Raw genomic sequence first — 11,619 nt, 5'->3', positions numbered from 1 at the left:
TTACTCTTTCTCAATTACAAGCTCATAATCTTCAATGACGCTATTTACCAACAACTCTTCACACATTTTTTTTACTTGTTCTTTGGATAATTTTTCATCTTTCTCATCAAGAGAAATTTTGATTTGTTTTGCTATTTTTACTTCTTTTACGCTATTAAAATTTAAAGAATGCAAAGCTTTTTCCACCGCTTTGCCCTGTGGATCTAAAACCCCATTTTTTAAAGAAATATTTACAATAACTTCCATATTTTTCCTTAATTTAATATTCTTTTTAAAACTTCTTCATAAGCCATTTTTACATTACCTAGATCTTGACGAAATCTATCTTTGTCTAATTTTTCATTACTAAATTTATCCCAAAATCTACAACTATCAGGACTTATTTCATCAGCTAAAACAAGCTCATTATCTTTAGTTAAACCCAGTTCGATTTTAAAGTCAATCAGCCTTAAATTCTTATTGTCAAAAAATGGAGTTAAAATAGAGTTAATCTTTCTAGCTATATTTTTAATTTCACTAATTTGAGCTTCATTTTGCACTAAATTTAAAATCAAACAATGCTCATCATTGATAAAAGGATCGCCTAAGGCATCATCTTTAAGACAAAATTCCACCAAAGCAAAAGGTAGTACAGTGCCATCTTTAATGCCCAGTCTTTTTGTAAGAGAACCTGTTGCAACATTGCGTACTATAACTTCAATAGGAACAATTTTACATTTTTTAACCACTTGTTCTGTATCGCTTATAGTTTCTACCAAATGGGTTTTAATCCCATTTTTTTCAAGCAAATGAAAAATTTCGGTACTGATTTTACAGTTTAATGCGCCTTTTCCACTTTCATTGCCTCTTTTTTCTGCATTAAAAGCAGTTAAATCATCTTTAAACTCACTAATTAGTAAATTTTCATCATCAGTTTTGAAAAGTTTTTTACCTTTTCCTTCGTAGAGCATTTCTTTTTTTGTCATTTTATTGTCCTTGTTTGATATTTAAAATTTTAATAGTATCAATAGCTGATTTTAACTGTGCGTCATCATTGATTTGTTTTTGACTGATTAGATTTTTATTGTCTTTATTTTCTTGTTTATCTTCTTTTTTATTTTTATCTATTTTTTCAAGCTCACTTTCTAAATGTTGTTTTAAGTCGCTTTCTTTTATAGAAAAACCATCTTCTTGAGTATTTACTTTACCTGGAAAAACTTCAATATCAGGTTTTACACCCACTGCTTGAATAGTACGGCCGCTTGGAAGATAATATCTTGCAATAGTAAGCCTTAAAGCTTCAGTTTTATTAATAGGTATGATTTGTTGAACACTACCTTTTCCAAAAGTATTTTCACCCACAATAACACCGCGTTTAAGATCTTGCAAAGCTCCACTTACGATTTCACTTGCACTAGCACTTCCACCATTTACAAGCACAACCAAAGAAGCATTAGAAATTTTGTTTTTAGGATCGGCTTTATATTCTTGATTTTCACTTGCGATGCGTCCTTTTTGAGAAACAATAACACCTTTATCTACAAATAAATTTACAAGTCCTATAGCTTGATTTAAAAGTCCACCAGGATTATTTCTAAGATCTAAAATAACCCCTTTAACATTAGGATATTTTTTAAGTTCTTTACTTGCCACATCTACAACATTTTTATCAAAATTTGTAACTCTAAGATAAAGAATGTTTTCATTTTCTATCATTTTTGTATAAACACTTTCTATCTTAATAATTTCTCTTGTAAGCGTAACATCAAAAGGTTTTGTTGCACCTTTTCTAAAGATGGTTAAAGTGATTTGAGTTTTTGGCTTACCACGCATTTTATCCACAGCATCATTGAGATTAATTCCCAAAGTGGCCTCATCATTAATTTTTAAAATAATATCTCCTGATTTTATCCCTGCTTTATCTGCTGGTGTTCCTTCTATAGGAGAAACAACTGTTAAAGCACCATCTTTCATACCTACGGTTATACCAAGGCCACCAAATTCACCATTGGTTTGAATTTTCATATCATTAAAATCTTTTTCATTTAAAAAAGAAGAATGCGCATCAAGATTGCTTAAAAGCCCTGATAAAGATTTATCCACCAAATCGCTGATATTTTGATCATCCACATAATATTGCTCTACTATGGCAAGAGTTTTTGTAAGCTTATCTAAAGCTTCTAGGCGTTTTTGAACCTGCTCTTCTTTTTGATCAACTTTAGCTTGTAAATGACTCGTTAAAAATAGACATAAAATAAAAGTAGTGGCAAAGCCTGCAAGACCTGCAAAAAATCGTTTTGTTTTCAAAATAAGCTCCATTATTGAGTTTTAGTTTAAAGAGTAAATTTTAATAAAAATTGCTTAAAACTTCGTAAATAAATTTAAATTCTTAAAAATATGTTAAAATAGACTAAAAATTCCAAAAAGAAAGTTAATACAATGTGCCAAGAAAAACATACTCATACACATTCTCAAAAACATCTTAAAGCAGTTTGCAATCGTCTAAGTAGAACCATAGGGCATTTAAGCGCTATTAAAAGAATGGTTGAAAATGACAAAGACTGTAGTGAAATTTTAATCCAGCTTGCTGCTGTAAAAGCCGAAGTTAACAATACTGCAAAAGTAGTTTTAAAAGAACATTTAGCTCATTGTATGGTACATGCTGTAGAAGAAAATGATATTCAAAGTATAGAAGAATTAAACAAGGCTATAGATATGTTTATGAAATAATCTAAAATTAGTTATTTGTCCTATTATTTAAAAAATTTTACTCAATTAACTTGACATTATATGACTAAAGTTATATAATAGCAAGTATATAAACTAAATAAAGGATAAAACATGGCAAATATACAAGATTTTTTAACTGATAATATGCTTTCAAACCTTGAAAGTGCAGCATCTTTAGCTATACATTCTAAAAATAATGAAGTTGTACCTTTACATCTTTTATGGGCTTTAAGCGTAGATAATGCAAGTATTTTAAATCAAATTTTAAATAAATTAAATATTTCTAAAGAAGCTTTAGAACTTGAAATTAAAAGCAGAATTTCAAAACTTGCAATGAGTTCAAATGTAAACCGTGAAAATATACGCTTTTCCAATGAACTTATAAATTCATTAGAAAATGCTAAAGGATTAATGAGTGCTAATGGAGATAGTTATTTAAGTGTGGATACTTGGCTTATAAGTGAAAGTCAAAAAAGTCCTATTAAAGAAATTTTGGCGCAATTTTTAGATTTAAGAGAATTTCAAAAAGAGCTTGAAAGTCTAAGAGCGGGACGCAAAATAGATAGCAAAACAAGCGATGAAACCTTAGACAGCTTAAATAAATTTGGTATAGATTTAACCTTAAAAGCAAGCGAAGGTAAACTTGATCCTGTTATAGGCAGAGAAGAAGAAATCGAACGTTTAATGCAAATTTTAATACGCAAAACCAAAAATAACCCTATACTTTTAGGTGAACCAGGCGTAGGAAAAACAGCTATAGTAGAAGCTTTAGCACAAAGAATTATTAAAAAAGATGTTCCAAAATCTTTGCAAAATAAAAAAGTTATCGCTCTTGATATGAGTGCTTTAATTGCAGGTGCAAAATACAGAGGAGAATTTGAAGATAGATTAAAAGCTGTGGTTAATGAAGTGATAAAAAGTGAAAATATCATTCTTTTTATCGATGAAATTCACACTATAGTAGGAGCTGGAGCGAGTGAAGGCAGTATGGATGCGGCAAATATTTTAAAACCCGCTCTTGCAAGAGGTGAACTCCATACTATAGGCGCAACTACTTTAAAAGAATATCGTAAATATTTTGAAAAAGATGCAGCCTTGCAACGCCGTTTTCAACCTGTAAATGTAGGTGAGCCAAGCGTTAATGAGGCTTTGGCTATGTTAAGGGGTATAAAAGAAAAGCTTGAAATTCATCATAATGTAACTATAAATGATAGCGCTTTAGTAGCTGCAGCTAAACTTTCAAAGCGTTATATAGCGGATCGTTTTTTACCTGATAAGGCCATTGATTTAATCGATGAAGCTGCAGCTGAACTGAAAATGCAAATTGAAAGCGAACCAAGTTCTTTAAGAAAAGTACGCAAAGATATAGAAACTTTAGAAGTTGAAAATGAAGCTTTAAAAATGGAAAATGATGAAAAAAATCAAAAAAGACTCGATGAAATCGCAAAAGAACTAGCCAATTTAAAAGAAAAACAAAATGCCCTAAATTCACAGTTTGAAAATGAAAAAAGTGTTTTTGATGGCATAAGTGCTAAGAAAAAAGAAATTGATCTGCTTAAAAATGAAGCTTCTTTGGCTAAAGCTAGAGGTGAATTTCAAAAAGCAGCCGAGCTAGAGTATGGAAAAATTCCAAGTCTTGAAAAAGAAGTAGAAATTTTAGAAGATAAATGGAAAAAAATGAGTGAAAATGGAGTTTTACTTAAAAATCAAGTGGATGAGGATTTGGTTGCTGGAATTTTAAGCAAATGGACGGGTATTAGCGTGCAAAAAATGCTAACTTCTGAAAAACAAAAATTCTTAGAAGTGGAAAAACATTTAAAAGAAAGTGTCATAGGACAAGATAAGGCCTTAAGTGCTTTAGCTAGAGCCATTAAACGTAACAAAGCAGGGCTTAATGCGGACAATAAACCTATAGGAAGCTTTTTATTTTTAGGGCCAACAGGGGTAGGAAAAACACAATCAGCTAAAGCTTTGGCAAAATTTTTATTTGATGATGAAAAAGCAATGATTCGCTTTGATATGAGTGAATTTATGGAAAAACATAGTGTTTCAAGACTCTTAGGTGCGCCTCCAGGATACATAGGACATGAAGAAGGTGGAGAGCTTACTGAAGCTGTACGAAGAAAACCTTATAGCGTGCTTTTGTTTGATGAAGTTGAAAAAGCACATAAAGATGTATTTAATGTGCTTTTAGGGATTTTAGATGATGGTAGAGCAACCGATAGCAAAGGTGTAACAGTGGATTTTAAAAATACCATTATTATTTTAACTTCTAATATTGCCTCAAGCGCTATTATGAATTTAAGCGGAAAAGAACAAGAAGATGCGGTAAAAAATGAGTTAAAAAATTTCTTTAAACCTGAGTTTTTAAACCGCTTAGATGATATTATCACCTTTAATCCACTTGGAAAAGATGAAGCTTATGAAATAGTTAAGCTTTTATTTAAAGATTTACAAATGAGCTTAGAAAACAAGGGGATAAAAGCAAGTTTAAGCGAAAATGCAGCTCTTTTAATCGCTAAAGATGGTTTTGACCCTGATTTTGGTGCTAGACCTTTAAGAAGAGCTATTTATGATCTTATAGAAGATAAATTAAGCGATATGATACTTGCCAATGAACTTCATGAAAATGATAGCATTATCATTGATGCAAAAGATGATGAAATAATCATCAAAAAAGCTTAATCATTTTGAAAGTAGATTTTTCTACTTTCAAAATATAATCTCGCTTTCATTAAATTTCATATTTGCTTTTGGTAATGGTGATTTGGTGGTATAATAAGCACTTTCTCCTTTATAATTTCCACGATAAACTCCATTAGGAATGCTAAATTTTCTAGTTGTATCAGGGAATTTTTCTATATATTGAGTTAAAAATTCTCTAAACACAGGAGCAGCTGTTCTAGCCCCACCTTCTGTATAACGCATAGGCTTGTTGTTATCATTTCCATACCAAATGATTGCTTCTATTTCAGGCGTAAGTCCACAAAACCAAGCATCAACACTTTTATTCGTTGTTCCTGTTTTTCCTGCTATTTCTATATCTTTTACTCTTGCATTGCGTCCTGTGCCTTTTTCAACAACATTTCTCATCATATCTAAAACCAGAAAACTTTGCACTTCATCGCTGACTTTACGCTCATTTGAGTTAAATTCCATGATGGTTTTACCGGTTTTATCCTGAACTTGTCTGATAATTTGAGGATCTTTAATCGTACCATAGTTCCCAAACATGGTATAAAATTTCGAATACTCCAAAGGAGAAATACCAAAACTTCCCAATACGATTGATAAATTAGGCGGTATATCTTTAAATCCAAATTCCATTAGTTTAGAGTAAAGAACATCAAGCCCCATATCAAGTGCGAGATTAATGGTAGCTAAATTTCTTGATCTTGTTAAAGCTTCTTTTAAGGTAATTAAACCTAAAAATTTACCCCCTTCATTTTTAGGTTTCCAATCCTCATTATTACCCGCTCCACCTTCAAAAATTCTAGAAATATCAGCAATTTCACTCATAGGCGAATATCCTAAATTAATCGCCACTTGATACACAAAAGGTTTAAAAGAGCTTCCAGGTTGACGCATACTTTGAGTAGCACGGTTATAATTACTTTTTTCATAATCAACCCCACCTACCAAAGCTAAAACATCGCCACTTTGATGATTTACCACGACCATAGCTCCGTTTAAAGTGCTTAAATTTGCATCTTTATCGCGTTTTACTATCTCATCATAACCAAATTTCAAAGCATTCTGCGCCATATTTTGAACATCTAAGTCTATATTTAAAATGATTTTATATCCACCTGTTTTTAAGTCTTTGATATTAGGGCTTAATTGTTTAATCACTTCATCTACAACATAAGGAGCAGCATTTTGAGTAAGCGTATCATCATAAACTTGCGGAATTTCTTTAATGGCTGTATCATAATCTGCTTTTGAAATCCAACCTAGATTATACATTCTTGAAATAACATTATTTGCTCTTGAGATGGAAAGATCTAAATGCTTTGTAGGATCATAACTGCTAGGTGCTTTTGGCATACCTACTAACATAGCAATCTCTTTAAGGCTTAATTCATTTAAATTTTTATGAAAATACCCCAAAGCTGCGGTTTTTACTCCATAATACCCATGTCCAAAAAAGATAAAATTTAAATACCTTTCTAAAATTTGCTCTTTAGTTAAAATGGTTTCCATCTTATAAGCAAGCAAAGCTTCGCGAATTTTACGCGTAATAGTTCTTTCTGGGGTTAATTCCGTATTTTTAATAAATTGCTGGGTAAGAGTGGAAGCTCCTTCCATGGTTTTTCCACCGCTTTTTATGATTTTTACAGCAGCTCTAAAAATGGCATCGATATTAACTCCATTATGTTCAAAAAAGCTTGTATCTTCTATAGCAACCAAAGCTTCTATAAGGCGTGGAGGAAGCTCTTCATAAGGAGCGTAAAAACGATGTTGTTCAAAAATATTAGCCACGAGCTTGCCATTTCTATCGTAAATTTGTGTTGTAAGAGGAGGTTTGTATTCTTTAAAAGTATAACCCTCAGTATCAGCACTTGTGAAAAGATAAGCCACATAAATAAATCCAGCTATAAACAAAAGAGTAAAAAATGAAAAAATATATTTTAATATTTTCATAAATAAGCCTTTAAAGTTTGGATATCAAGCCCTAAAGCAGTGCTTAGATTTCCTACTTGTTGGGTGATGAAATTTTGATGAAAACCCTCACACATAATACAACCCGCCTTGCCTTTATAAAGATCATTTTCTACATAATCTCTTAAAGCATTTTCATCAAAATTTTTAAAATAAAGCGTAGTTTTTGAAAGAGAAAAAACTCTTTTTTCAGGTTTTACAAGCAAAAAAGCCGATAAAATACTTGCATACTTGCCATTTTGCAAGGCAAGCATTTCATAGGCTTCTTTTTTATCCTTTGCTTTGGTAAGAATTTTTTCATCTATACAAACTATACTATCTGCAAAAAGTAAATTTTGGTTTTGAAAATCTTTGCCTAAAGCACTTAAAAATTGTTTTTCTTTTTCAAGAACTATTTTTTGAACATATAAAAAAGGTGAAATATTTTTATTTAAATTTTCATCATAATCAAAACTAACTTGCCTAAAATCAATCTTTGCGGTTTTAAGCAAGTTAACCCTTGAAATGGAACTTGAAGCAAGAATTAACATTAAAGTGCTTTTTCTATCGTTTCTAAGCTTTGTTTTAAAGCTTCATCAATTTTGTTTAAATCTTTTCCACCTGCAGTAGCAAAATCATCTCTTCCGCCACCATTTCCACCTAAAATTTGCGCCGCTTCTTTAACTAAAGCTCCTGCTTTTAAAGGCGCATCTTTAATACCAGCTGCTAAAGTGATTTTTTCATCTTTTACTTGGATAAGTAAAATCACCGCTTTAGCAAATTTGTTTTTAAAATCATCAATCATAGCTTTAATATCGCCATTATCTATACGCTTTACGCAAATTTCAACACCTTGGATATTTTTAGAATCAAGCTCGGTTTTACTTGAGTTTTTAAGCTCATTTTTTAAACTTAAAATTTCATTTTTAAGTTTCTTAATCCCGCTTAAAATATCATTATTTTTAAGCTCATTTTTTGCTTTAGAAAGTTCTTCAAGTTGATTTTTTACAAATTCTAAAGCCGCTTTAGAAACCACAGCTTCAATGCGTCTAACTCCAGCACTCACACCACTTTCTTTAACTATGTAAAAACTTCCTATTTGAGCAGTATTTTTAACATGAGTTCCTCCGCAAAGTTCCTTGCTTTCACCTAGAGTTAAAACACGCACATTGCCTTGATATTTTTCATTAAACAATGCTATGGCACCGCTTTTTTTAGCTTCTTCTAAAGGCATATTTTCTAATATAGCTTCACTTGAGTTTATAATCATTTCATTCACTCTTTTTTCAATGCTTTCTAGCTCTTCTTTGCTTAAAGCTTTATGATGAGTAAAATCAAATCTTAGTTTATTGCTTTCAACCAAAGATCCTGCTTGGCTTACATGAGAACCTAAAATTTCTCTTAAAGCATGGTGCAAAAGATGAGTAGCTGAGTGGTGGCGTGCGATTTGCTCTCTTTTTTCTGTATCGATTTTTGCATGAACCGTATCGCCAACTTTTAGTTCTTCACCTGCTTTTACAAAGCTAAGATTGAGATTAAAAAACTTTTGCGTATCTAAAACTTCACACTTAGCTATAAACCCACTATCAGCACTTTGCCCCCCACTTGTCGCATAAAAAGGTGTGTTTTCAAGCATCACCCAACCCGCATCTTTAAGGGTAGAAACTTCTTTAAAATCTTCATCTAAAAGGGCTAAAATTTTACTTTCGCATTCTGCTTTTTCATAACCTATGAAATGATTTTCTCCAAATTTTTCAAGCAAGTTTTTAAAATCTCCGCTTGCAGTTTTATCTCCACTTCCTTTCCAAGAAGCCTTAGCGCGTGCTTTTTGCTCATTCATTAAAAGTTCAAATTTTTCTTCATCAACTTTGAGGTTTTTTTCCCTTAGCATATCAGCCGTTAAATCAAGCGGAAAACCATAAGTATCATAAAGCTTAAAGGCTACTTCTCCGCTAAAAATTTCTTTGGTGTTTTTAAGCTCTTCATTAAAAATTTCAATTCCATTTTCTATAGTGCTTAAAAATCTTTCCTCTTCAAGGCGAATTTGTTCTTTTATAAAGTCTTTTTTCTCATTAAGATAGGTATAATGTCCACCCATTAAATCGCATACAACATCAACTAGTTTATACATAAAAGCTTGTTTAAAACCTAGCAAATATCCATGCCTTAAAGCACGACGCAAAATACGACGCAAAACATAGCCTCTGCCTTCTTTGTCAAAACTTACCCCTTGCGCAAGTAAAAATACACTTGATCTTATATGATCGGCTATTACTCTAAAACTTGCTCCACTTTCATAAACATAAGTTTTATTACAAAGTTTTGAAATTTCATTGATGATTGGCATAAAAAGCGAGCTATCAAAATTACTAAATTTACCTTCTTTAATCGCTGTTACCCTTTCAAGCCCCATTCCTGTATCAATACTTGGCTTTGGCAGTGAGCTAAGCACTCCATCAGCGCTTCTTTCGTATTGCATAAAAACAAGATTCCAGATTTCTAAAAATCTATCTCCATCTCCACCCATATAATCTTCGCTTGAGTTAAAATGCTCTTGTCCTTGGTCATAAAAAATCTCACTACAAGGACCACAAGGACCAGTATCGCCCATTTGCCAGAAATTATCTTTATCGCCAAATTTGTAAATTCTTTCTTTTTGGATGTGTTTTTGCCATAGATTAAAAGCTTCATCATCGTTTTCATGCACGGTTACATAAAGTCTATCTTTAGGTAGTTTTAAAACTTCAGTTACAAATTCCCAAGCATAAGCTATGGCTTGTTCTTTAAAATAATCTCCAAAGCTAAAATTTCCAAGCATTTCAAAAAAAGTATGATGGCGTGCGGTATATCCTACATTATCTAAGTCATTGTGTTTTCCACCTGCTCTTATACAAGTTTGACAGCTTGTTTTGCGTGGAGGGTTTGGGCGTGGAATTTCTCCTGTAAATATACTTTTAAAAGGCACCATACCCGCATTAGTAAAAAGTAAAGTTGCATCATCAGGAACTAAAGGACTTGACGGGGTTATCTCATGTCCTTTTGATGCAAAAAAATCCAAATAAGCTTTTCTAATATCCATGAATTTTCCTAAAGAAATTTTTATAAAAACATATCATACCAAAATTACTTTAAATTAAGTAAAACTAAAATACAATAAACATTTTTATTTAATTTTATTTCTCTAAGGTTTTTTAATGAATTTTATCAATCTTCAAGCCCAATATCTCGCATACAAAGATGAAATCAATACTGAAATTGAAAGTGTTTTATCAAGCTCTTCTTTTATAGGCGGTGCAAAGCTTAACGAATTTGAGCAAAATTTAGCTCATTTTTTAGGTGTTAAACACGCTATAGGTTGTTCAAGTGGAACCAGTGCTTTATATCTTGCCTTAAGAGCCTTAGATATTGGCAAAGATGATGAAGTTATAGTGCCTAGTTTTACTTTCATAGCAACAGCTGAAGTTGTGGCCTTAACAGGCGCAAAACCTGTTTTTGTAGATATAAATTTATCAAATTACAATCTTGATTTTGAAGCAGTGCAAAAAGCAATAACCCCAAAAACTAAAGCTGTTATAGCAGTAAGTATGTTTGGACAAATGAGTGATTTAAGGGCTTTAGAAGAAATTTTAAAAGATAAAAATATCACTTTGATCGAAGATGGTGCACAAAGTTTTGGTGCAAGTTTCAAAGGAGAAAAATCCTGCTCTATAGCTAAAATTTCATGCACAAGCTTTTTTCCTTCAAAACCTTTGGGAGCTTATGGCGATGGTGGGGCTATTTTTTGCCATGATGATGAAATTGCTAAAAAAATAAGAATTTTACTCAATCACGGACAAACTCAGCGTTATAAACATGAATTTATAGGTATAAATGGACGCCTTGACACCTTGCAAGCGGCGATTTTAAATGTTAAGTTAAAATACCTAGAAAAAGAATTAGACAAAAGACAAAAATTAGCACAAACTTATAATGCAAATTTAAAAAACTGCCAAATTCCACAAATTGATCCAAATGCTTTTAGCGCTTATGCGCAATACAGCGTTTTAGTTGAAGATAGAGCTAGTGTATTGCAAAAATTCGAAAAAACTAATATACCTTATGCTATACACTATCCAACCCCTTTGCATAAACAACCTTGCTTTAGTGAGTTTTCAAATTTAGAACTTAAAAATTCAGAATATGCAAGCAAACACATCTTATCTTTGCCTTTTTCACCTTTTTTAAGTGAAGAAGAGCAAGAGCAAGTTATTTGTATTTTTAAAGATTAAT

The 11,619-nt window shown here is 31.7% G+C and carries 9 protein-coding genes; 3 read left to right on the top strand and 6 right to left on the bottom strand.

Annotated elements, in window-relative coordinates:
* The 3 genes from purS to AJ932_RS03480 are packed head-to-tail and all read right to left on the bottom strand — an operon-like array spanning window position 1 to window position 2,301.
* The gene (gene purS / locus AJ932_RS03490; protein WP_070278850.1) at window positions 1-246 is read right to left on the bottom strand and encodes a phosphoribosylformylglycinamidine synthase subunit PurS; all 246 of its coding nucleotides are present in this window, start codon (window positions 244-246) and stop codon (window positions 1-3) included.
* 8 nt (window positions 247-254) lie between these two features.
* Window positions 255-965, bottom strand: a complete 711-nt coding sequence (gene purC, locus AJ932_RS03485; protein WP_002880951.1) for a phosphoribosylaminoimidazolesuccinocarboxamide synthase — start codon at window positions 963-965, stop codon at window positions 255-257.
* A gap of 1 nt (window position 966) precedes the next feature.
* Complete coding sequence (locus tag AJ932_RS03480; protein WP_074487233.1) at window positions 967-2,301, bottom strand: S41 family peptidase; 1,335 nt, start codon at window positions 2,299-2,301, stop codon at window positions 967-969.
* Window positions 2,302-2,418: 117 nt separating this feature from the next.
* Between AJ932_RS03480 and AJ932_RS03475 the strand changes: the two genes are divergently transcribed.
* Together AJ932_RS03475 and AJ932_RS03470 are read left to right on the top strand one after the other, a co-directional pair.
* Complete coding sequence (locus tag AJ932_RS03475) at window positions 2,419-2,709, top strand: metal-sensing transcriptional repressor (RefSeq protein WP_002855280.1); 291 nt, start codon at window positions 2,419-2,421, stop codon at window positions 2,707-2,709.
* Between the two features lie 111 nt (window positions 2,710-2,820).
* A complete protein-coding gene (locus tag AJ932_RS03470; protein ID WP_070278851.1) occupies window positions 2,821-5,394 on the top strand; it encodes an ATP-dependent Clp protease ATP-binding subunit in 2,574 nt (857 codons plus the stop codon).
* Between the two features lie 27 nt (window positions 5,395-5,421).
* On the opposite strand, the gene AJ932_RS03465 is transcribed toward AJ932_RS03470, so the two are convergent.
* Genes AJ932_RS03465 through alaS form a run of 3 tightly spaced genes read right to left on the bottom strand, consistent with a single transcriptional unit; the run spans window position 5,422 to window position 10,429 of the window.
* Window positions 5,422-7,353 (bottom strand): penicillin-binding protein 1A, encoded by a 1,932-nt coding sequence (locus tag AJ932_RS03465; protein ID WP_020837006.1) that lies wholly within the window; start codon window positions 7,351-7,353, stop codon window positions 5,422-5,424.
* The gene (gene maf, locus AJ932_RS03460; RefSeq protein ID WP_044779938.1) at window positions 7,350-7,901 is read right to left on the bottom strand and encodes a septum formation inhibitor Maf; all 552 of its coding nucleotides are present in this window, start codon (window positions 7,899-7,901) and stop codon (window positions 7,350-7,352) included. The genes AJ932_RS03465 and maf overlap by 4 nt, the downstream gene beginning before the upstream one ends.
* Window positions 7,901-10,429: an alanine--tRNA ligase gene (gene alaS, locus AJ932_RS03455; protein WP_070278853.1), complete on the bottom strand. Its 2,529-nt coding sequence runs from the start codon at window positions 10,427-10,429 to the stop codon at window positions 7,901-7,903. The genes maf and alaS overlap by 1 nt, the downstream gene beginning before the upstream one ends.
* Before the next feature lie 115 nt (window positions 10,430-10,544).
* On the opposite strand from alaS, the gene AJ932_RS03450 reads away from it, so the two are divergent.
* The gene (locus tag AJ932_RS03450; protein WP_044779940.1) at window positions 10,545-11,618 is read left to right on the top strand and encodes a DegT/DnrJ/EryC1/StrS family aminotransferase; all 1,074 of its coding nucleotides are present in this window, start codon (window positions 10,545-10,547) and stop codon (window positions 11,616-11,618) included.
* Window position 11,619: the final 1 nt, after the last annotated feature.

It is taken from the genome of Campylobacter sp. BCW_6873 (assembly GCF_001762365.1).
Lineage (GTDB): Bacteria > Campylobacterota > Campylobacteria > Campylobacterales > Campylobacteraceae > Campylobacter_D > Campylobacter_D jejuni.
The sequence above is the reverse complement of the archived record's forward strand: the minus strand, read 5'-3'. Positions and strand labels throughout refer to the sequence as shown.

Excerpts from the sequence above, each read along its gene's own strand:
- purS (WP_070278850.1), bottom strand. The coding sequence starts at position 246 with ATGGAAGTTATTGTAAATATTTCTTTAAAAAATGGGGTTTTAGATCCA.
- purC (WP_002880951.1), bottom strand. The coding sequence starts at position 965 with ATGACAAAAAAAGAAATGCTCTACGAAGGAAAAGGTAAAAAACTTTTC.
- AJ932_RS03475 (WP_002855280.1), top strand. The coding sequence starts at position 2,419 with ATGTGCCAAGAAAAACATACTCATACACATTCTCAAAAACATCTTAAA.
- AJ932_RS03470 (WP_070278851.1), top strand. The coding sequence starts at position 2,821 with ATGGCAAATATACAAGATTTTTTAACTGATAATATGCTTTCAAACCTT.
- AJ932_RS03465 (WP_020837006.1), bottom strand. The coding sequence starts at position 7,353 with ATGAAAATATTAAAATATATTTTTTCATTTTTTACTCTTTTGTTTATA.
- maf (WP_044779938.1), bottom strand. The coding sequence starts at position 7,901 with ATGTTAATTCTTGCTTCAAGTTCCATTTCAAGGGTTAACTTGCTTAAA.
- alaS (WP_070278853.1), bottom strand. The coding sequence starts at position 10,429 with ATGGATATTAGAAAAGCTTATTTGGATTTTTTTGCATCAAAAGGACAT.
- AJ932_RS03450 (WP_044779940.1), top strand. The coding sequence starts at position 10,545 with ATGAATTTTATCAATCTTCAAGCCCAATATCTCGCATACAAAGATGAA.